The organism is Microcoleus sp. N9_A2 (genome assembly GCF_036701775.1).
Classification (GTDB): domain Bacteria; phylum Cyanobacteriota; class Cyanobacteriia; order Cyanobacteriales; family Microcoleaceae; genus Microcoleus.
This window is the reverse complement of sequence record NZ_JAUBRH010000082.1, coordinates 1-23,414: the sequence shown is the minus strand read 5'-3', so window position 1 is coordinate 23,414 and position 23,414 is coordinate 1. Positions and strand designations below refer to the sequence as shown.

The 23,414-nt window shown below is 44.1% G+C and carries 13 protein-coding genes; 12 read left to right on the top strand and 1 reads right to left on the bottom strand.

The features are described from left to right. Positions 1 to 90 precede the first annotated feature (90 nt). The 3 genes from QUA44_RS27740 to QUA44_RS27730 are packed head-to-tail and all read left to right on the top strand — an operon-like array spanning position 91 to position 1,929. Entirely contained in the window at positions 91 to 783 is a 693-nt protein-coding gene (locus QUA44_RS27740; protein ID WP_333250734.1) for an urease accessory protein UreF, read from the top strand. A 44-nt stretch (positions 784 to 827) separates the two neighbouring features. Further along, entirely contained in the window at positions 828 to 1,424 is a 597-nt protein-coding gene (gene ureG, locus QUA44_RS27735) for an urease accessory protein UreG (protein ID WP_333250736.1), read from the top strand. A 55-nt stretch (positions 1,425 to 1,479) separates the two neighbouring features. Continuing rightward, positions 1,480 to 1,929, top strand: coding sequence for a Panacea domain-containing protein (locus QUA44_RS27730; protein ID WP_106150116.1), 450 nt, complete (start codon positions 1,480 to 1,482; stop codon positions 1,927 to 1,929). A gap of 377 nt (positions 1,930 to 2,306) precedes the next feature. Here the strand turns inward: QUA44_RS27730 and murG are convergent, their stop codons facing one another. Then, on the bottom strand, positions 2,307 to 3,371 hold the full coding sequence (murG, locus tag QUA44_RS27725; protein ID WP_333250738.1) for an undecaprenyldiphospho-muramoylpentapeptide beta-N-acetylglucosaminyltransferase: 1,065 nt from the start codon (positions 3,369 to 3,371) through the stop codon (positions 2,307 to 2,309). 212 nt (positions 3,372 to 3,583) lie between these two features. Here murG and QUA44_RS27720 point away from each other — a divergent pair, with 212 nt between their 5' ends. The 9 genes from QUA44_RS27720 to QUA44_RS27680 all read left to right on the top strand — a co-directional run bounded on the left by QUA44_RS27720 (position 3,584) and on the right by QUA44_RS27680 (position 22,299). Continuing rightward, complete coding sequence (locus tag QUA44_RS27720; RefSeq protein WP_333250740.1) at positions 3,584 to 4,531, top strand: nuclear transport factor 2 family protein; 948 nt, start codon at positions 3,584 to 3,586, stop codon at positions 4,529 to 4,531. Positions 4,532 to 4,862: 331 nt separating this feature from the next. Next, positions 4,863 to 5,645, top strand: a complete 783-nt coding sequence (locus QUA44_RS27715) for an SDR family oxidoreductase (RefSeq protein WP_333250742.1) — start codon at positions 4,863 to 4,865, stop codon at positions 5,643 to 5,645. 201 nt (positions 5,646 to 5,846) lie between these two features. Next, positions 5,847 to 6,869, top strand: a complete 1,023-nt coding sequence (locus tag QUA44_RS27710) for a calcium-binding protein (protein WP_333250744.1) — start codon at positions 5,847 to 5,849, stop codon at positions 6,867 to 6,869. Between the two features lie 140 nt (positions 6,870 to 7,009). Next, entirely contained in the window at positions 7,010 to 12,421 is a 5,412-nt protein-coding gene (locus QUA44_RS27705; RefSeq protein WP_333250745.1) for a tetratricopeptide repeat protein, read from the top strand. 80 nt (positions 12,422 to 12,501) lie between these two features. Continuing rightward, the gene (locus tag QUA44_RS27700) at positions 12,502 to 17,079 is read left to right on the top strand and encodes a tetratricopeptide repeat protein (RefSeq protein ID WP_333250747.1); all 4,578 of its coding nucleotides are present in this window, start codon (positions 12,502 to 12,504) and stop codon (positions 17,077 to 17,079) included. A 111-nt stretch (positions 17,080 to 17,190) separates the two neighbouring features. Next, a complete protein-coding gene (locus QUA44_RS27695; RefSeq protein ID WP_333250749.1) occupies positions 17,191 to 19,035 on the top strand; it encodes a glycosyltransferase in 1,845 nt (614 codons plus the stop codon). Positions 19,036 to 19,287: 252 nt separating this feature from the next. Then, positions 19,288 to 20,016, top strand: coding sequence for a hypothetical protein (locus QUA44_RS27690; protein WP_333250751.1), 729 nt, complete (start codon positions 19,288 to 19,290; stop codon positions 20,014 to 20,016). Continuing rightward, on the top strand, positions 19,985 to 20,332 hold the full coding sequence (locus QUA44_RS27685; protein ID WP_333310033.1) for a hypothetical protein: 348 nt from the start codon (positions 19,985 to 19,987) through the stop codon (positions 20,330 to 20,332). Before QUA44_RS27690 ends, QUA44_RS27685 begins: the two co-directional genes overlap by 32 nt. Before the next feature lie 119 nt (positions 20,333 to 20,451). Further along, positions 20,452 to 22,299: a methyltransferase domain-containing protein gene (locus QUA44_RS27680; RefSeq protein WP_333250755.1), complete on the top strand. Its 1,848-nt coding sequence runs from the start codon at positions 20,452 to 20,454 to the stop codon at positions 22,297 to 22,299. Positions 22,300 to 23,414 lie beyond the last annotated feature (1,115 nt).

Below are 23,414 nucleotides of genomic sequence, written 5' to 3'. Positions count from 1 at the left end.
TCAACAGTCAACAGTCAACAGTCAACAGTCAACAGTCAACAGTCAACAGTCAACAGTCAACAGTCAACAGTCAACAATCAACTTTTATGTTTGTTGCAGCTAGCTTTTGCACCTGTGGGAGCTTATAGTTATTCTGAGGGAATCGAAAGTCTGGTAGAAGCCGGTGCGATCGACAGCGAGATTAGTTTGAGGAATTGGTTAGAAAATTCGTTGGAATTCGGGGCGGTGCGAGTAGAGGCTGCTGTGGCGATACGGGCTTTGAGGGCGGCAAAAATTGGGGATTTGAGGGCTTTGAGTTACTGGAATGCTTGGGCGACTGCTGCTAAGGAAAGTGAAGAGTTGCGCTTGCAAAGTTGGCAGATGGGACGGACTTTGACGCGGTTGTTGCTGGATTTGCGTGAAGCGAAGCTATCCCGCAGGGAATCGCCCGTTGTTTCGGGTTTAACAACTATTGTAAAAGATTTGGTGGAAGTTGGCGGCAATCAGTGCAATTTTGCGATCGGCTTTGGGATAGCGGCGGCCAACTGGCAGATTGAAGAGGAAGCGGCCGTGTTAGGATATTTGTACAGTTGGGCTGCAAATTTGGCGAGTGCGGGCGTGAAACTGATTCCTTTGGGTCAAACTGCAGGCCAGCAGTTGCTGTTAGATTTGCATTCTCAAATTAACTCTACGGCGCGAGAAGTTTTACAATTAGAAGATGATGATCTTGCTAGTTGCAGTTGGGGATTGGGACTGGCTAGCATGGCGCACGAAACTCAGTACACTCGGTTGTTTCGCAGTTAAAAATCAGAAAATCTAAAATCTAAAATCTAAAATCTAAAATCGATATGAGTGCTTTTCGTGTAGGAATTGCTGGCCCGGTTGGTTCGGGAAAAACTGCTTTGCTTGATGCTTTGTGTAAGGCGCTGCGTCAAGAGTATCAGATTGCTGTGGTTACTAATGATATCTATACTCAGGAAGATGCACAGTTTTTGGTTCGGAGTCAAGCTTTGGAGAGCGATCGCATTTTGGGCGTAGAAACCGGCGGCTGTCCCCATACAGCCATCCGCGAAGATGCTTCGATCAACTTGGTAGCTATAGAAGAGTTAGAACACAAATTCACTGATTTAGATTTAGTCTTTGTCGAAAGCGGCGGCGACAATTTGGCGGCAACTTTTAGCCCAGAGTTAGTAGATTTGACAATTTATGTAATCGATGTCGCTGCGGGGGATAAAATTCCGCGCAAGGGCGGGCCGGGAATTACTAAATCGGATTTATTAGTGATTAATAAGATAGACCTCGCGCCTTTTGTGGGTGCAGATTTGGCAGTGATGGAACGGGATGCTAAAAAGATGCGCGGGGAGAAACCTTTTGTTTTTACTAACTTGAAGACGAAGGATGGCTTAGCGTCGGTGGTTGATTTTGTGAAGCTGAATGTCGCCTAGGGCGATCGCATCTAGTATCATGGAAATAAGCCGTTTAATGATAACTAAGTAAGTTATGCTGAGTTGTGATGATGCAGCCAAATACTTTTTGGCTCAGGTAAGTGAAGATGCTGGCGATCTGATATCTAATCTCAAGCTTCAGAAATTGCTTTACTATGCTCAAGGCTTTCATTTAGCTTTGTACGACGAACCGCTATTTCCTGAAGCGATAGAAGCATGGACTCACGGGCCGGTTGTTCCTGATTTATACCGTCACTATAAAAAGTATGGTGCTGGTGCAATTCCATGTCCTGAAGATATAGACTTTTCGATTTATGACGAAAAAACCAAGAGCCTGCTTGATGAAGTTTACTCAGTGTTTGGGCAGTTTGCTGCATGGAAGTTACGCAACATGACGCAAGAAGAATATCCCTGGAAACTTGCCGCTCAAAATAGCGGTACAATTACTCATCAATCGCTTCAGGAATACTTCAAGACTCAACTCAATTGTGAAGAAGCAGTTTAAGGCAAATCAACGCCAAGAAACAAGAACCAAGATTTCATAAAACTCGGCGGTTGAAACCGCAACTATACAAACGAAGTCCGCCTTCGCGGACTCAAGACTTGAATTGCATTAATTCGCAAATTATCTTGACATTATCTGCCTTCCGAAGCGTTCATCTGCGGTTTTCTTTTAAATCAAAGCCGTAAGGTGCGTCGCCATCGAGAATCCTCAAAAAAGAGCGACAATCCAATAGCGACGCACCTGTTATATCGCGGGATCATGTGAATAAAACTAACATTTTTGTTGTAGTAAACTTTTTTATAAATGCTATAGAACTACGAATACTGTTGCATAAGTTTTGACAAATGGTATAAATTAGTAGCGATGTCAAATTTGCGCTACCGACTCAACAATTCTCTGACCAAATTTGCCAAACGTTCCGTACTGTCTGTCACCGCTAAGTGAGCAGCAGCTTGAGACATTTTGGCCAAATATTCGGAATCTTTTAACAGATACAGCACTTTGCTTTGCAATACTTCTGCTGTGAGTTCGCTTTGACGGAATACTGCGGCTGCTCCTGATGCGGCAAATACTTCGGCATTAAATCTTTGGTGGTCGTCAGCGGCGTAAGGAAAAGGAATTAAAATAGAAGGTACTCCAGTAACAGCTAATTCTGTCAGAGCACTAGCGCCCGATCGACTAATTGCTAAATTTGCCCGCTGCAACAAACTCGCCACATTGTCGTAAAATGGCATTGACAAATATTGCTCGTGCTTCAAACTATCAGCATCCGGGTCATTATTTCCGGTGAGGTGAACTACCCAAGCACCGGCCTCAAACCAAGCCGGTGCACACTCGCGCACTAACTGATTGACTGCGACAGCACCTTGAGAGCCGCCCATGACTAAAATTACAGGTACGCTGTCAGGAATTGGTAACTTTAGAGGTTGAGGGGCGAGGAATTGCGATCGCACCGGCGTACCAGCAACCACGGTTTTCGCGCGGGGTAAATGCTTGGCTGCTGCTGCAAATCCGATCGCCACAGCAGTGCAAAAAGGACTAAACCACCGCGTCACCTTCCCAGGAATTGCGTTAGATTCGTGGAGAATTACCGGCAAACCTAAAGAACGGGCTGCCAAAATTGCCGGTGCTGCGATGTAACCGCCGGTAGTAAACACTCCCTGAAAATTTCCTTCTTTGAGCAACTTTCGCACCTTGAGGATGGAGCCGACGAGTCCGCCCAAAATGCGCGCTGTACCGAGTCCAAATCGCTGCTGAAAGCCTTCGACGGCGATCGTGTGGAGGGGGTAAAGCGATGAAACTAACTGCGTTTCCATGCGGTCTGGGACTCCCAGCCATTCGATGTGACAGTCGGCCAACTCGGCGGCGGTGGCGATCGCCGGAAATAGATGTCCTCCAGTGCCGCTAGCTGCAATCAACAACCGGACGGGGTTTTTTGTCAAGGTATTTGTCTCTTTTACAAGTTCCACAGGTCGATCGATTTTAGATTAGAGGTTTTAGATTATTATGCTTATTATTCCGGCAGTTTCAGCCAATTTTCAATCAGCCATCTAAAATTAGATTGTGCCGTGTCCCTCCTTCCGTTGTCAGTTTTCGTTGCAGGCGAACAATTGCCCGTGCCGCGACCCCTGACAAATAACCAAAGTATCATCTAATGCGTAATTTGTTGAATTTAGTGCCAAGTGTATCTCAGTATTTTTGCAGCCGTCGGAACGAAAAAGCCGATCCTCTTCGTTGGCGCAGCCCCCGTAGGGGCGGGCTGCGCCAACGCCCGATCGTATTTGGCTTTAACGGCGGGCAGTCGATCGCTCAAATGTTGTTATGTTTAACAGCCGTAAGTGCTGGCGTGCTGCATCCGAGTGCAGTAAGAGCGATCAGTGCGATCGCAGCGACTCCCCAGGCGATCGTCCAAACCCCAGCCAATGCCCCAGCCCCACTCACCAAACTGCTAACAGAAATTGACGCAGCAGCCAACCGGCGCGATGTCAAAGCAGTAATGGCATTTTACAGCCAGAATTTTACTCATTCTGACGGCTTAAACAGCCAAAGCATGGAAAAAGCCCTCACCCAACTCTGGGATCGATATCCGAGTTTAAATTACCGCACCGAGATCAAATCTTGGAAAACCGAAGGTAGCGCGATTCTCGCAGAAACCATAACTACAATTGCCGGCACTCAAAAAAAGGATGGCAGAGAATTAACTCTCAAAGCTACCATCCGTTCCCAGCAGCGTTTTGAAGGTGAAAAAATAGTTAAGCAAGAGATTTTAGCAGAACAAACTCAGCTTACTTCTGGTCAAAATCCTCCCACAATTCAAGTAAATTTTCCGGAGCAAGTGAAAGTGGGGGAAGAGTACCATTTTGATGCCATTGTGCGAGAGCCGATCGGGGATGATATTTTAATAGGGACTGTTTTGGAGGAACCCATTACCGAAAAAACCTTTTTTAATCCCTCAGAAGTCGAGCTGGAGTTGCTAAATTCCGGGGGAATTTTTAAAGTAGGTAAAGCTCCGGCTACGCCCGAAAATCGGTGGGTTTCCGCAGTTTTGATGCGACAAGGCGGAATTGCAACGGTTAGTGTGCGATTGCGGGTTGTCAAGTAATAAAATAGGTGTTATGGGCATGGGGCATGGGGCATGGGGCATGGGCAATGGGTGATTGGTGATTGGTGATTAGTAAGTGGTGATTAGTAAGTGGTATAGCGGTTATTAGTCACACGAGATACATATTTGAAGATAAAAAAATCTCATTAAAGGAATTAAACATACCTCACTATAGCGATAAAGGATCTAGCAAATAACAACTAACAAATAACAAAACTAACAAATAAACAATGACAACAGTCAACAGTCAACAGTCAACAGTCAACAGCCAACAGTCAACAGCCAACAGTCAACAGCCAACTGACAACTGACAACTGACAACGGACAAAAAATGATTTCTCTCCAAAACCAAATTGTTTTCATTACAGGTGCGAGTAGCGGTATCGGAGCAGCCTGTGCCAAGATATTCGCCAAAGGTGGAGCCAAACTAATTTTAGCAGCCCGCCGTCTTGAAAAGCTCGATCGACTGGCAAAGGAACTTGTAGAAACAAAATCCGTCGCATCGATGAACGAGATTTACTTGCTAGAATTGGACGTGCGCGATCGCCCTGAAGTCGAATCGGCGATAACTGCGCTTCCCGATGCGTGGAAAAACATCGATATTCTGATTAACAATGCCGGATTGAGCCGCGGTTTAGACAAACTGCACGAAGGCAACTTTCAAGATTGGGAAGAAATGATTGATACCAATGTGAAAGGCTTGCTTTACATGACTCGCTACATCGTACCGGGAATGGTGAGCCGAGGCCGCGGCCACGTAGTGAATATCGGCTCAATAGCAGGCCGCCAAGCTTACCCGAAAGGTAGTGTTTATTGCGCTTCTAAAGCAGCGGTGAGAGCGATTTCTGATGGGTTGAAACAAGACCTTTTGGGAACAGCGGTGCGGGTAACGGAAATAGAACCCGGTTTGGTGGAAACAGAATTTAGTAATGTCCGGTTTCACGGCGATTCAGACAAGGCCAAGAATGTCTATCAAGGACTTACACCTTTGACGGCGGATGATGTAGCCGATGTAGTATATTTTTGCGCCACGCGATCGCCCCACGTCAATATTAGCGAAGTCTTGCTAGTTCCGACAGACCAAGCTAGTGCAACTCTGGTTCACCGAAAATAGTTGGGAATTAAAGACGTATGGATAGTTAAATAGTTCCGGTTAAATAAGTATTTTACAAAAAAATAAAAATCAAACAAATTATTTGTTTTTTTTTGATTAATTTCATAGACAACCATTCCGGAAATTAGGATTTTAGCTAGTAAATTTCACCAGATATCTAAAGACTCCCGATAGATATCCCCCCATTCGAGATAACTGGCTATGTCCCAAATAACAAATCCCACTCAACCCCTAAGCGTTCAACCGAACGCTCTTGGCGGTCTAATTATCCAAGGCTCGCCGGATACACCAAACAAGATTAACGGCGGCACCGGTTCGGATGAAATCATTCTAGGTTCTGGTAACGATGAAGTTGCCGGTCTTGGCGGCAATGACATCATGTTTGCTCGAGATGGCAATGACACCTTGAGAGGCGGCGACGGAAATGATACTGTCTTCGCCGGTAAAGGCGATGATTTGGTTGAAGGTGGCCCTGGCGAGGACGTTCTTTTTGGCAATCAAGGAGGCGATACCATCAGCAGTGGCGACAGCCCCGATACTGTGTTTGCAGGTAAAGGTGATGATTTCGTTGACGGCGGTGCTGATGATGACTTCCTGTTTGGCGACCTTGGCAACGACACCATAAACGGCGGCCTGGGCAAGGACAACCTTTTCGGCGGTGAGGGCAACGATCTTGTCTCCGGCGGCGAAGGAAATGATGCTTTGTTCGGCGGTAAAGGCGATGATGTGGCTGAGGGCGGCCCCGGAGATGACTTTGTAAGTGGCAACTTAGGAAATGACACCGTGAGGGGCGGCGAAGGAAACGATATTTTGTTCGGCGGTAAAGGCAATGACATCGTAGAAGGCGGTGCCGGCAACGATATTCTTTCTGGCAACAGAGGAAATGACACCCTCACAGGTGGTGCAGGGGCGGATACATTCCGCTTTGAGTTTGTCGGAGCCGATAATATGGATACCCTGACAGATTTTAATCCTACAGAAGATAAAATTCAGCTTGATGGAGCTGTGTTTAATGCTTTGATACCGGGCAATCTAGCTGGCAACCAATTTATTACCGACCCCAATTTCAATCCCAACGTTCCGGGGGCAGCCGGCGCGGCTAATGTCGTCTACAACCCGGTTGACGGTTCGCTGTACTACCGCAATCAAAACGGTCAAATATCGATCGTCGCCCAAGTCGGTTCTAACCTGAATATTGGGTCAAACAACTTTGAAATTATCTAAATTTTAACCAGATCTACGGTATATCTACCATTCCTATAATTTAAACATTACGAGAAGGGTGCTCGGCTGCCCGACAACAAAAATTCACCGCGCGAAACGGCTCAGAAAGACTGTTTCCGATCGAAATTAGTAATTTAACTATGATCAGCACCGAAGCTATCGAACAAAATGCCAATTTAAATGTTAAAAGTCTCTACAATACAGGCACTGTTTTTCAAGAGCAAGGAAAAATAGAAGCCGCAATTGACAGTTACCAGCAAGCGATATCCTGCTGCAAAAAAAGCTCTGAAAAAGCACTTTTGCCCTACGCGGTAAATGCCTATAGCAATTGGGGCTGCATTCTGGCCCAGGAGGGCAAATTTGATCGAGCAATTGCAGTTTTTCAAGCGGGAATAGCTGTTGCGCCCGATGATGCGGCTCTGTACAATAATTTAGGTATTGTTCTATTAGAGATCCGGAAGCCAGAGGAAGCGATCGCCCTTTACCGCCGGGCGATCGAGTTGCAGCCAGAGTTAGTTGTTACCCGTTACAATTTGGGGAAAGCATTCCAACAATTGGGGCTGCATACTTTTGCTGGAGAATGTTTTGAGCTGGTAATTAGCAAACAGCCCGATCGGGTTTCGGCATACGGCGATCGGGCTGTTTCCCTGATGGCACAAGGCAAATTAGCTGAGGCAATGCTATGTTTCCAAAATGCTATTGCTCTGCAAAGCGAGTTTGTTGAGGGTTTTTGCCGGCACGTAGAGATGCGGTTGACTTCCGTACAAGAACTTAATGAACTCGATCGATCTCAAATAGCCTGTGTCCGATTTCTCAGGCAACTTCAAGGAAAGGACGGCTTTGGTTTCGCCATTTCTCGTCTTGCTAAAAATCTCCTTCATCCTTCCTCCTTGCTCCTGAATTTAGCAGAGAGTTACTTCCATTTGGGAAACGCCTTATTCGAGTATGGCGGGTACAAACAAGCGGAAAGCTATTATCAAAAAGGTTTACAAATTCAACCTAAGAATGCGGATATTTACTTGCGACTGGCTGATTGCTTGAGTCAGCAGCAACGATTTTCGGCAGCGATTGTAATTTACCGCTTGGTGCTGGCAATTACGGGCGATCGCTCTGATGTTTCCGAGCCGTTGCAGGCTGTAGTGAAACAACAGCAGAAGTTGATTCATTCTCCCTCAGCCCGCCAGGAGTTTCAACCCCTGTCGGACTCCGACTCTGACTTAAAAAGCATAAAATACCCCTCCGTTGTTAATAGGAATGAACAGCCGAAATTGGAATGTCAGGGTTTAGATTGTCAGCGGTGTCTCAGGCGGATTTTCAGACAGTTTGAGCCTGTGCATTTAGGTGATGGCGTATATTCTTGCGATGGGCCTCGGAAAACTGGTGTTGAGTCGCCGGAAACCTTTGTGACTTCGCTCCCAAACGGGCGGGCTTGGATTGTACCGCAGAAAAATTCTTGGATGATTTGCAATGCTATTGCTATTATCGATTCTGGCGATCGGCTTTTAGCCGAACTTTCCCGCGAATATCCGGGCGAGTTGCCGGGATGCGAAAATCAACATTCTACTCAGCACAGGTTTTTGAAGTTACAACCGGAAGAATTGCCGCCTTTAGAAAAGATAGACGGTACGGTGGCCGTATTGGCCGGACTTTCGGGAAATGTCTATTTTCACTGGATGGTGGATATCTTGCCCCGGATTGAAATTCTGCACCGTTGGGGGGTAAATCTGGAAGAGATAGATTGGTTTTTGGTTAATAGCTGCCAGCAGCCTTTTCAGCGAGAAACCCTGAAAGCATTGGGAATTCCTGAATATAAAATTATCGAGAGCGATCGTCATCCTTACATTCAAGCCAAAAAGTTAATTGTTCCCTCTTTTGCCGGATATTTGGGCTGGCTGTCAACCCAGGGGCTTGAGTTTTTGAGGCGAGTTTTTTCAAGGGAAAAATCTCATACACTCCAAAAAACCTTCGCCAGCGATCGCAAAAATTCTTACCCAGAACGCATTTATATCAGCCGCAGCAAATGCAGCTACCGACGAGTCATCAATGAAGAGAAAGTAATAGATTTTTTAAGCGGATTTGGCTTTGTGCCAGTGCTACTAGAATCTATGACTTTTCAGGAGCAAATATCTTTATTTGCTCGTGCCAAAGTAATTGTTGCGCCGCACGGCAGTGGTCTAACAAATATTATCTTCTGTTCTCCCGGAACCAAGGTAATTGAGCTGACATCTCCGAATTATATCAGGCATTACTATTGGGCGATCGGTCAGCAGCTAAATTTAGAACATTATTACGTAACAGGAGAGAGTTTTGAGTGCCAGCCAATCCGAGAGTTAATGTATCAAAATCCATTGACTGAAGATATTTTAGTAAATTTGAATTGTCTCAAAAAAATGATGGGGAAGATTAATTTCATTCCCTCAAAAAATGCAGTAAATTTCATTTCGCTCGACAACTTTAAAAAACCTAGCGCTATTATGAACCAAGAATCAGCAGATTATTTCCAAAAACGGGCAGAATTTTATTTAGAACAAGGCAAGTTAGGTGATGCTGTAGCTGCTTGCGAGCAAGCCCTGAAACACACACCTGATTTTGCACCAGCTTACAAAACTTTGGGCAAGATCAGTGAAGTACAAGGAAATTCAGCTAAGGCAAAGCAGTGGTACACAAAAGCTCTGGAACTTCAGCCAAATTTTCCCGAAGTTTATACTAACCTTGCAACTCTGTACGCTCAAGAAAAAAATTGGAATCTGGCTTTAGTTTGTTACCAAAAGTCAACATCTGTGCCGATGAAAAATACAGTAATTACTCACAATAACATTCCAGGTGTTTTAGCTTTAAACCCTGATGATATTGAAGTCTACATTCAAGGTGCAGAATCGTTTTATGCTCAAAGGAAATTTGAGCAGGCGGCGACTGCTTGCCAGCGAGTTATCCAAGTTAAACCAGATGCGAGGGTTTATAAAATTTGGGGTAATGCTAGGCAAGCTCAAGGCAAGGTAGATGAAGCAAAAAACTGCTACGCTAAGGCTATTGAAATCGATCCTGATTTTGCTGAAGCTTATACTAATTTGGGGACGCTTTATGCTCAGGAACAGCAGTGGCAATCGGCGATCGCATTTTACCAAAAGGCGATCGCCCTTCAGCCGAATTTAGCATCAACTTACCGAAATTTAGCTCGGGTGTGGGCACAAATGGGGCAGCTACCGGAGGCTGACGAGTGCTGGTTTAAAGCGTATTCTCTGGAACCTGCCAAAGCAACACCTGAAGAACACATCCAATTGGGCGATAATTTTTTGAGGCAGAATCAGGTAACGCAGGCTATACGCTGTTACTGCCACGCGATCGAGCTAAACCCCAATTTTAACCAGGCTTACCAACAGTTAGGAAATGCTCTAAAAGCTCAAAGAAAGTTGCAGGAAGAAGTTGCTAACTATCGCATAAACCGAGAGAATCAGGCTGATATTTCGGCGGATTTGTCTAAGACAGTTGTGATGAGTTTGAACCAAAGAACTGAGTTAGCTCATAATCCCCAAACATCTACTTTTCCGGCAAATATTCCAGCTAATTCCTTGCAACTCGATTCCACAATCTCCGCTGAAAAACCTCGCGTACAGTTGCAGCAGCAGCCAACAATTCCTGGTGTACCGCAACTGTTAAATACGATCGCCCATCCGGCAAATTCTGCACCGACTGTTCCAAACTCGGCTGATATTTCGCCGCAGGTGACGGTTGTTGACAGCGGTTTTGCGACAGATTTTCGGAGGCAGGATACGGCGGATAACTGCATTCAGCGGGCAGAATCTTATTGCGCTCAAAAACAATTCGATCTGGCTATTGCTGAGTGCAAGCGAACTATTGGAATTAAACCGGATGCCCTGGCTGCTTACAAACTGTGGGGCAAGATTTTGCAAGTGCAAGGGAATATAGAAGAGGCGATCGAGTGCTATAAAAAAGCCGTCCAAATTAATTCTAACGAGGCAGATATTTACGTAAATCTTGGCACTTTGTATGCTATGGAAAAACAGCTATTGCCGGCAATTGCTTGCTACCAAAGAGCGATTGCTATTCAACCGAATTTAGCACCAGCTTACCGGAATTTGGCTAGGGTGTGGAGGCAGCAGGGCAAACAGGAAGAGGCAAACGAGTGCTGGTACGAGGCTTATTCTTTGGAACCGGAAAAGGTATCGCCAGATCAGCATTTTAAATTGGGCAACCTTTTGTTTAAGCAAGGTCAAATTACTTATGCGATCGCGTGTTACCGCCGCGCGATCGAGTTAAATCCAAACTTAACTGCTGCTTACCAAAATCTGGCGATAGGGTTAAAAAAGCAAGGAAAATTACATGAAGCTGCTGTCTGTTTGGAGAAAGCCGCGGCACTTAACAATAGTGGTTTGGTAGCCGACCATTTAGCAAGTGATACTGTTGCCCCTGCGACGCGGGTAAAGGGCGATCGAAACACTCACAAACCTGCTGCCGCTGTGGAAGTTGGGGATGCGATCGCTTCTGCGGCACCAGCAAATAATCTGAATAACGGTCATTCAAAATCTGCCGAAAGTTTAACATTATCCGTACTTGATAGCGGTAGTAGTAACAGCGGCAAACCTGTGACGAGCTTCAATTCTGTCAGTGCAGAAACATACATTAAACAAGCCGAAGCTTATTATGCCCAGGGGAAATTTGAAGAGGCGATCGCGGAGTGCAAGCGAGCTATTGAAATCCAACCGAATGCAGCATTTGCCTACAAGATTGCGGGGAATGCTACCCAAGCTATGGGCAAAGCAGAGGCGGCGAGGTATTGGTACGCTCAAGCCCTGGAAATCGAGCCAGATTTTGCTGAAGTTTATGCTAATTTAGGCAGTATTTATGCTCAGCAGAAACAGTGGCAAAAGTCAATTGAGTGTTACCAAAAAGCAATTAAAATTAAACCAAATTTAGCATCGCCTTACCGAAATTTAGCGAGGGTATTTTTGCAGTCTGGTCAGCCGCAAGCAGGGGCAGAATGCTGGTATGAAGCTCTCACTCTTGATATCAATTGGGCAAAGCCTGATGAACACTTTACTCTGGGCAATACTTTGTTAGAACTGGGTCAGTTGGATCGGGCTATTTCGTGTTACCGGCGGGCGATTCAGTTGCAGCCGAGTTATGCGGATGCTTATCACAATTTAGGGGAGGTTTTGAGCGTGATGGGACAGTGCGAAGAGGCGATCGCGGCTTACCGACAAGCGATCGATCTGAACCCAAGTTTCGATGCACCTCATTACGGTTTGGGGAAAGCTTGGGCAAGTCTAGATAGGCGCGAAGATGCGATCGCGTGTTATCGGAGAGCGATCGAGTTAAATCCCAATTTGGTTCAAGCTTATCAAAGTTTGGGGGATGCTTTGGACAGTTGGGGTCAGTTAGATGAGGCGATCGGATGTTATGAAAAAACTATTGAATTGAAACCGGATATCTGGGAGGTTCATCAAAAGTTAGGGGATGCTTTGCAAGAAAAAGGCGAGATTGATGAGGCGATCGAGGCTTACAACCGCGCCATTGAACTGAGCAAAGTTTAGCAAATTTCCGGATACTTACTAGGCAGAAAGAAAACTAAATTCAAAGGATTTAATCTCTAAAATTACAACAGGTATAGGGTATGAGTAACCAATCTAATATTATTCCATTTCCCCTCACTAATCCGTCCTCTAATCCATCGGGTGTAGAAATTTATGATTGTGACGGAGCGAATCCAAAAGCAATTATTTTAACAAGCGAATTATCGGTATCTCAGGCACTGGAAAAACAGCGAACAAACAATTTTGACCGCAGTGTTATGACTACTAATCTCAATGCTGCTAAACCTCTCTACAGTTTAGGGAAAGCTTGGGCTAAAAAGGGGGAGTGGGATAAGGCGATCGCCTCTTATCGCAAAGCTCTAGAGATTGATTATCAAGCGGCCGAGATTTACCAAAGTCTAGGGGAGGCTCTTGTTAAAATAAAGCAGTTGGATGAAGCGGTAACAGTTTATCGAAAAGCTATTGAGATTCAGCCGGATTTGTGGGAAGTTCACCACAATTTGGGGGATATTTGGCAAGGACAAGGAAGGTTAGAGGAGGCGATCGCTGCTTATAATTTGGCTATTGAGTTGAACCCCAAATTTTGTTGGTCGTACAACAATTTAGGAGATATGCTGCGGGATCGAGAGCAATGGAAGGAGGCAGCGGAGGCCTACGAAAAGGCGATCGAACTCAACCCGAATTTTTCTTGGTCACACTACAATTTGGGAGAAGTTTTAGTGCAGCAGCAAAAGTGGGATGAAGCGGTTGTTGCTTATCGCTTCGCGCTTCAACTTCAGCCTGATTTGCCCCTGGTAGAAGAAAAGTTAAACGATGCCTTGCACTATCGAGTCAAGTCAAATTTAAATTTAGCCCTCAGTTACTACCGTCAGGCGATAGAGCGCGATCCAACGGATATCGAAAGCTATACTAAGGCTTTGGAAATTGCACCAAACGAACCCGAACTGCACGCAGGATTGGGGACAGTTTGGCAGGGAAAAGGGGAAGTGCAAAAAGCCATCGATGCCTACCGCAGGGCGATCGCCCTCAATCCGCGATCGGGCACGGTTTATTTAAAGTTAGCAGAAGTTTTAGAACAAATCGGACAGCGCGAGGAAGCAGCAGAATGCAGGCTGAAAGCTTTGAGAGAAGATTCGACGCTTAAAACTCAATTAACCAGCGGTAAATTAGGTTTAGAAACTGGAAATAAACTTTCTAGCTTTACTAGCATCTTGCCCGTTTCTGAGAAGGGTGGAGTATCTCAGTCAAAACCCAAAGTAGCTGTTGTTTCTTGGGATATGAGCCACAATCCCGTAGGTAGAGCCTTTTTGCTAGCGGACATGGTAAAGAGGGATTTCGATGTTGAATTAATTGGCCCGATCTTCCCGTTTTACGGTCAAGAACTCTGGCCTCCGCTGCAAAACGCCGGCATCAAAAATCGCACCTTTATTGCTGATAGTTTTAAGGAGTTTGTCAGAGGCTGTAAGGAACTCGCCCAGGCTCAAAAATACGACTTAGTTTACGTAGGTAAAGCGCGTTTTCCCAGCTTGTTTATCGGTATGCTCATCAAGTATTACAGCCAATGTCCCCTGATTCTCGATATCGACGACTGCGAACTTTCTTTCTTTAAAAACGAAACAGAAGCTTCATGGACAGAACTGATACAGCAGATTGACAGCCCGGAAGGACAAAAACCTTACAGCGAAATTTGGACGCGCTTTTGTGAAAATCTGATTCCCTTAGCGGATGCTTTAACTGTATCGAACGTAGCGTTGCAGCAGCGCTACGGCGGCTTGATTGTCAGACACGCTCGCGATGAAAAAGTTTTCGATCCTACACTGTACGATCGAACCGCAATTCGGGCAGAATTCGGTTACGGCGATCGGGATAAAGTCGTTCTGTTCCTCGGTACTCCCCGTCCCCACAAGGGAATTTTTCGCATTGCCGAGGCCTTGGAAAAAATTAACGATCCCCGCTTGGTTTTGTGCATTATCGGCACGATTAATGACAAGCGGGTTTCCGCTCGATTTGCTGCGTACAAAAAGGCAAGGATAGACTTTCACAAAAACCAGCCTTGGGAAAGGCTTCCTGAACTGGTGTCGATGGCGGATCTGATCTGCATTTTACAAGATCCGAATTCCCCGATTTCGGAATATCAAATTCCTGCAAAGTTAACCGATGCGATCGCTATGAACGTACCCGTTCTAATAACGGACGTACCCCCATTAGCAGATATCATCGCAGCAAAGTGTACTGTGGCTGTCGATGACGAGCGGCTGGAATCAGCCATCAAAAATTTAATTAATTTAGACAGTAAAGCGTCTTTACCCGATCGCCACAGACGGTTTTATTTCCTAAGTGAATTCAGCTACGGCGTCAATGCAGAGCGGATTCGAGCGGCCTTCGATTGGGCGAAAAAAAAATCCCAGCCCTGGCCTCAATTGTTCTCCGATGTTTTCGAACTAGTTGCTGCCGAGTCTGGAGTCGAACTTCCGGTTATTACTTCAGAAAACCTGGGTAACGAAACAGTAAAACCCACTCCCGATGTAAGTTCGCTCCACTTGAGTCAGCCGTTGAATATCCTGTTCTTTTGGAAGCAGAACGACTCAGACATTTACGGCCGCCGTCAGGATATGGTTCTTAAATACTTGGCCCAGAGCGATCGGGTGAACAAAATTATTCATTTCGATGCACCGATTTCGCTGCGGAAATTGCACGAGCAAGTACAACACGGCTCGCGAGCCAAATTCCACCAAGGTAATTTAGTGTTTACCAATACGGTGGAACGGTTTCTCGGACTGAAAGATACGTCAAAAATTATCAAACGGACGTTTATTTATGGGGATGATCGCGTTGAGGAAAGCTTCTTAGGACGCAACTTGCAAAAGAAAACCGACTATCCCGATTTTGTCAGACAAGTCATCGCAGAATCTGGGCTTGAAGGAGAGACGATCGCCTGGGTGTGTCCGGTTTGTTTTGAGTTTCCAGATCTGCTGGAAGAGTTGCAATTCGAGTTTGTTGTTGCTGATTTGATTGACGACCAGCGAAAATGGGATATCAAGCCTTCCTATGCCGCGCAGTTAACGAAAAATTATCAGCAGATTATTGAACGAGCAGATGTTATTTTCACGAACTGCGAACCAGTCCGCGACGCTTTCAGCGATTTGAATTCTGACATTACTGTGATTCCGAATGGGGGTGAATTATTTGAAGCTGAAAGCATCTGCTCAAAGCCACCTGAACTTGCCGCCTTAAAAGGCCCGATTATTGGTTATGTTGGCAATCTTTCCGATCGCATCGATCTCGCTCTTCTCAAGTTTATTGCCAACGCCAAAAAAGACTGGAATTTTGTAATTATCGGGTCTGCACACGGAAATTCTCAAATTTTCGAGCTAGAAACATTAGACAACGTGCACCTGCTGGGCGTAAAAGTTTACGATGATGCCCTCAAATTCATCCGCAATTTTGATGTAGCAATCATTCCCCATGTCGATAATCAGCTAACGCGGAGCATGAATCCCTTAAAACTTTATGTATATTACTCCGCAGGCATACCCATTGTTTCCTCTCCAATTTCAAATATTGGCGAACTTTACGACGACATTTATGTCGCTGCCAATCCTCAAGAGTTTATTAACTGTATTGAAGTTGCCCTGAAGCGCGATCGCCCGTCAGATCAAATACAAAAACGGCAGCGCCTGCTCGATCAAATCGACTGGCGATCGCGGGTAAAAAATATGCTATATCTCATCAATCAACGCTTGTCAGATGTGCCTATAATCCCCAACAAACAGTTAAAAATCCGGCGCGTTACTCAGGCCAAAATTGCTGCAAGTAAGGATAGCACTCCTGTAAAATTATCGGTATCTTCCATGAACAATTTGACTGATACTCAACCTAGACCAACCAAACCTGCCGCGCCAATTAACTCAGACAATAGCTATCAAGGAATTTGCGATGTTTGTGGAGAAGAACAGCTTTTTATCAAAAATCACTCCTCGCTCAGAGAAGGGTATCAATGCAAAAAATGCAAGTCTTCATTGCGCTACCGGGGTCAAGCCCAAGCAATTTTGAAGTATTTTTCTAAGCAAAAACACTCAACGCTGGAAGTATTATCTCAAGACCCCGAATTTCAGCAACTCTATATCTACGAGCCGGGAATTATCGGGCCGTTTAGAAAGTATTTTCACAAGTTCACCAACTACGCAGCTTCCTATTATTGGGAGGACGTAGAACCGGGGCAATATAAAGATGGAACCCAATGTCAAAACCTAGAACGCCTGACTCATCCCAGCAACCATTTCGATTTGATTGTATCATCAGATATCATGGAACACGTAAGGCGACCTTGGGATGCTTTTAAAGAAATTTTCCGCATCCTCAAGCCCGGTGGCTGTCATGTTTTTACTATTCGCGTACAGCATCCAATGCCTTCAAAAACAGTCGAGCGCGTTGATACTTCAGGAGAGAAAGATGTAATTTTAATGGAACCTCGATATCACAGCGCTCCCTCTGTTAATAAGAGCGGTAGCCTGCGTTCCTTAGTATATACTGACTTTGGAAAAGATATTGTCGAGCGCCTGCAAGAGATCGGCTACGAAGTCGAGCTGTTGCAACCTCAGATACAAGACCGCGAGGTTCAAAGACTGATTACTTTTGTCAGCAAAAAGCCGAATTAGGTGCGATGCTATCGCTCGCACTGTTCTCAGCGATCACCTGGTGCATCTAATCAATTAGGATATCTTTGTTAAAGGTTTTTTGTGACGGTAAGTTGTTTATAGAGTTTTAAAATGCAAATTATTGAGATTTTAAATCCAAATAAATATTGCCCGAATCAACATGAGTTAGAACCAGCCATAGTCGGCTCTAAACTATCTGCCAATCTTGACACTACATCTTCGGCACACTACGAATTGTTAGGGGATTTATTTGTGACAAAAAGCTTGTGGAGAGAAGCAAGACTGGTTTATACAATCGCTCTCAAAAGCCAGCAAAATCTAAACATTCTTTATCGAAAGTTAGCCAGCGCCGTACAGGAAGAAGTTCAAAGAGATTTAGAGTTATTGCTAAATCATTATAGCGGCAGAATTCAGCAAAACTCCGAAGACCTTACTAACTATTATAAAGCTATAGATTTAGCGCCGCATCGAGGAGAACTATACTTAGATTTAGGAAAAGCTCTGGCCAGAAAAGGAATGTTAGATGCAGCGACTAACGCTTACCGTAAAGCGGTTCAGCTCAAACCAGAGCTAGCGGAGGTTTCACAGCTAAAGCACCTTTTAGCTCCTTTAGAAACTGTTCGCTCCGAGGGGGTAGTTGTTGCTAACTCCAGCTTTAATAAAAGCTGTAAACTAGAGCGAGCCAAACAAGCCTTAGAAACCTTAAATCAAATTGCTCTAGACAACTTCTTAGATACCGGCTCTACGATCCGCTTCCCCTCCATCAAGCAGCCCAGAGTCAGCATTATTTTAGTCCTGCACAACCGAGCAGAAATGACTCTAAGCTGTTTGTCTTCAATTTTAAGGAATAACTTTAAATCTTACGAAGTCATCCTTGCAGATAACTGCTCTACAGATTCAACGCAACAACTTTTATCCAGAATTCAAGGAGCAAAAATTATTCACAATTCAGAAAATATGCACTTTTTGCTAGCCTGCAATCAAGCTAGTAAACTTGCGATCGGCGAGTTTATTTTATTTCTAAATAACGATGCCCAACTTCTAGGAGATAGCATTACCGCAGCAGTAGAAACCATTACATCTTCAGAAAATATCGGTGCAGTGGGCGGCAAAATAACCTTCCCCGACGGTACGCTTCAAGAAGCTGGAAGCATCATTTGGCAAGATGGTTGCTGTTCGGGATACGGACGGGGAGATTCTCCCGCCGCACCTCAATATATGTATCAGCGTGCGGTGGATTACTGTTCTGCTGCGTTCTTGCTCACGCCAACAGAATTATTTTTAAAACTGGGCGGTTTTGACGAAGATTACAAACCCGCTTACTGCGAAGAAATAGATTACTGTGTCCGGCTTTGGAAACTGGGTAAAAAAGTCATCTACGATCCGAAAGTTACGCTCATTCACTACGAGTTCGCCAGCTCCAGTCATTCTAGTTCCAGCGCGCACGCGATCGCACTGATGCAGCGAAACTATAAAATTTTGCAGCAGAAACATCAAGACTGGCTTCAGCATCAATATCCGTCAGAGCAAAAAAACATACTATTTGCTCGCACTAATTCCAGAGACAACCGCCTGCGGCTTCTCTATATCGACAATCGAGCTCCTCATCCCTATTTGGACTCGGGTTGCGCTTACAATCACCGCATCCTCTCAACACTGGTAAAGTTGAGATACGCTGTCACCCTCTACTTAACCGACCTGACTTTTACAGAAAACTGGACTGATATTTATGCCGATATTTCTAGAAAAGTTGAAGTTATGCGAGGGTATGGCTTGCTGCAACTCGAAGACTTTTTGAGAGAGAGAAAAGAATACTACGATATTGTGCTTGTTACCGATCCTTATAACATTAAATATTTAAAGGAGATTTTATCTAGAGAAAACTTGCTTGTAGGAACGAAGGTTGTTTTCGAGGCAAAAGCAATCGATCGTCTGAGGGAATTCGACCTACATTAGACATCTCCAAACAATCTTGTGGGGTAAGCATCCAGCCTGCTCAAGACTTGCTTTTCACTTGTATGTCTATTGATGCAAAATTACCGGCTTGTTCAAAAAGATCCGGATGCGACAGCCAAAAGGCAGTATGTGGGAGAGAAAGTGTGGAAAAAGCCGATCGATATCTCCGCGAGAGCGAGGCAGCAGAAAAGCTGTATTTGAGCGCGCTCACCATGAGATAGATAGCTTTTGATTGAATAGGAGACAATCTTTATGCTTCAGCCCGATCGAGTTAAAGAAGCGACTTTAAGTATTTGTTGCCCGATTTGTCAATCCGTAAAATTTCAGGCTTTTAACGGACGCGAGAATGCCCGGTGTCTCGGCTGTCTTTCAGTTGAGAGGACTAGATTGCTGTGGATGGTTTTGGAACGGCTCGATATCATCAAACCAGGAATTCGAGTTTTGCACTTTGCTCCTGAGTTACCTTTACTTATGCGTTTTCATTCTTTGCTGGGCGATCGCTATCATCCCTGCGATTTAGATCCGCTCAGGTATAAAAGCCGTTACTGCCACATATTTCCTATAAATATGTGTCAGGACTTGCAAAAAATGCCTTCTGAATTATTCGATCTCATCATTCACAATCATGTATTGGAGCATATTTGTTGCTCTGTAGAGGATACTTTAGTAGAGTTAAATAGGATTATGAAAAAGAACAGTCATCATTTTTTTACTGTTTTCTTTGGTGGCGCTACAACAATCGAAGATTTATCTCCCAGCTTAACAGGCGAACAGAGGAGCAAACAGTTCGGTCAGCACGATCATGTCAGGAGCTTTGGTAAAGAAGACTTTCCCGCTCTATTGAAAAGAGTATGGAATGTTCCTAATGTTACTGTTTCTGTTAAATCTCTATTTTCAGAGACAGTAATCGAGCGCGCTGGAATTCCCTTGAAATCTCTGGAAGAGATTGATGCCAACACTATATTTCACCACATTAAATAAGATGCCACCTCAAAAACCAATAGTACCGCGCGTACAACCTTTAGGCGCAGCTAAAGACCACTACAAACTGACTGGTAAACCCTACGATACCAATACAGTCAAGATTCAGTGGACGCCCTTAAAAATCCTAGGAAGTGTAATTGTTTTGGGCACTCCTTATGCAGCGTTAATTATGATGGTATACTCATCGGGTTTAACAGTATTAGCCGCTATTATGGTAGGATCAGTTGTCCTGATAGGAGGATTTGTTGGACTTTTATACTACTTAAATAGAGAAGAGCCTAAGCCACCTTACAAGCAAAACCAGCGGCGCTAATCGCCAGTGTTCACCTCACTCCATCCCGGAGTTCACTGCGTTCCGTCAATCCATCCGAAAGCCGAGCGCCATTCAACTTGCTCCTCCAATAAAACAACTAATAGTTAGTGATTAAATTCATGAAATATAATAATTCACTTGACAACAAACCGAACATTGACTGGAGTAAACTAACCACTCAGTTGGTTGAGGAAAAAAATGGTAATTCTATACAAGCAGCTATTAACACATCAGTTGACGGAGCAGTTATTCAATTACTTCCTGGTGATTACTCGATCAAAACCGCTCTATTTATCTCAAATTCTATCTGGCTTAAGGGAGCAGAAAATGGTAGAACTCGCTTAGTTCTAGAACCTTACAGCAACTGCCATATTCTGACTAATTTAGATTATCATTCTGGAAACCAGAATATTAAAATTAGCCAGATAGATTTTTATGGTAATGCTTCTACTCAACAGCGTTTGCCAGAAGATAAACGTCTTCTAACCTGTAATGCTATGTATTTTAAAAAGGTTATAAATATTGAATTATTCGACCTTCAAGTCGATCGAATTTTACATACTGGTGCTCACTTTAATGAATGTGTTCAAGTCCGAATTAGGCAATTTCAATCGTCTACAGTTGGATGGAGTGGTATTTCTACCAGTGGAACTAGCGATATTATTATTCGTGATGCATACGTATATAATTCGGGTCTAGACAAGATGCACTCTGGCATTCATTTAGATGGTGGGCATGGTGTTTATGTTGAAGCGAAGGTGGAAAGTGCAACAGGAAATGGTGTAATGCTTGATTCCAACTATGCACCTTTAACAAATATAGTTGCAAATTGCATTATTTCAGCTTGCAAACGTGGTTTGGCACTGTGCGGTTCAGGCAAACATCCCCTCAATAGCGCATATGTCACAGGACACTTCCATCATAATAAGGAAGTAGGTGTATTAGTATCAAATGCTAGTCATATTTCTGTAATAGAAGCCTTAATTGAAAACAACGCGGAATATGGTGTTCTCCTTCAGGGGAGTACGGGTTCTCAGTATTGCAATGTATCTAATTGCCGTCTCTTGAAGAACGGCATTCCGCTTGCAGAAATTCATCAAAGCAAAAACAACTATTTTGTTCTAAATCATCTCGAACAAAATTTACATGAGCCTCAAGTCAAAAATCTATTAATTTTTAATAGTAAGACTCCCCAAAATAGCGACGAAAAGCCTGCCCTAAAAAAAGAGTATTATCCCGAACATAGCTATCAAGATATTTGTAGTATATGTGGTCAGCAGCAAACTTTTTTCAAAAACCATCAATTTTTACGAGAAGGATATCGCTGTAAAAATTGTAAGGCGTCATTGCGTTATCGCGGACAAGCTGAAGCAATCTTGCAAAAATTTTCAAAAGCGAGATCTACATCCATTAAACATCTCTGCCAAGAATCTGATTTTCAGAAACTATGTATCTATGAACCAGGGATAACTGGAGCATTCAGAGCATATTTTAAAAATCTCAATAACTACCACACCTCTTACTATTGGGAAGATGTCCCTCTGGGAAATTTTAGAACTGGTATTCACTGTCAAAATCTGGAGAATCTGACTTTTCTGAATGAGACCTTTGACTTGATAGTCACATCCGATATTTTTGAACATGTGCGACATCCATGGCAAGCTTTTAAAGAAGTCTTACGTGTACTAAAATCCGGCGGTTATCATATTTTCACAATTCCAGTACAAGATCCCATGCGTCATAAAACAGTATATCGTGTTGACACTTCAGGAGATCGAGATATTCATTTAATGGAAGAAAGATATCATATCGCTGGTGATGGTGACAAATCATTGGTCTACACTGAATTTGGTAAAGATATTGTCGCTCGACTGGAAGCCATTGGATTTGAAATTGAGTTATTAAAACTCAAAAATACAGATTCTGAGCTTCAAAAAATAATTACTTTTGTAACTCGTAAAGTTTAAACAACATAAATGAGCAAAAGATATCATACCAAATCCAGGTTATACCATTTTTTTAAAGATGTGATATAGCAATACTCCGGACAGTTTTTGGAACGATTCTACAAGCCTTACAGGGCCAGCATCATAAAAAAGTCGAATTAAATGCAAGTCAGGGGTAGAGGTGACATTGATTTAATTATCTACTGTGCCTAAAAGTCAAGCGAGAATAAGCCATTGGGCCATAAAAAAAGTGTCCGGACTATTGATATAGATAAAGAATGTAAAATCCAAGACCATCCCGTGAGAAAACCAATGACGCGATCGGCGTTTTGTAATTAGCCAACTCCGGAAAAGGACCAGGGCGGATTTATTGTTCCGATAGGAAAATATGCAGGCATTGAAACCTCCTTCGAGCTTGACTGCTCGCGATCGAGCCGTCAAGGGAGCGATGAGCTTGACAGAATTTCTCTGCTGACCATAAATGCACCCTGGCCAACTCCGGAAAAGGACGGAAAAATATCATCCGATCCAGCGTCATGTCAACGTGGTAATAATTTTCCTTCAAAGCACCCAAACCCTCTCCCAATTCTGCCGGACTTTCCACCCCGCAGCCAATAAAGAATTACAGAATATTTTCTGCTGCAAGCGATCGCCCTCTTAAAAAATTTGCTCCGACTGTCCGGATTGCGCTCGAATTCTCAGGAAGCTTAATTGGTAGATGCACCCTGATTAATTAACTCCCGACCAATTTTGGCCGGGTTTTTTTTCGATCGCACGCTGAGCAAAAAATTATCCCAAATTCTGCCAAAGTGTCCTGAAAGAGGTGCTGTGAGACAGGAGACTAAATTAGTAGATGCACCCTGATTAAATAACTCCCGACCATTTTTGGTTTGGGTTTTTTTTTGCGGCGGTATCGACGGTGATGCTGAAAAAGTTTGAGGTTGTCCGGATTGCGCTCGAATTCTCAGGAAGCTTAATTGGTAGATGCACCCTGATTAATTAACTCCCCGCCAATTCTGGTTTGGGGTTTTTTTTGCGGTATCGACGGTGATGCTGAATAAAGTTTGAGGTTGTCCGGATTGCGCTCGAATTCTCAGGAAGCTTAATTGGTAGATGCACCCTGATTAATTAACTCC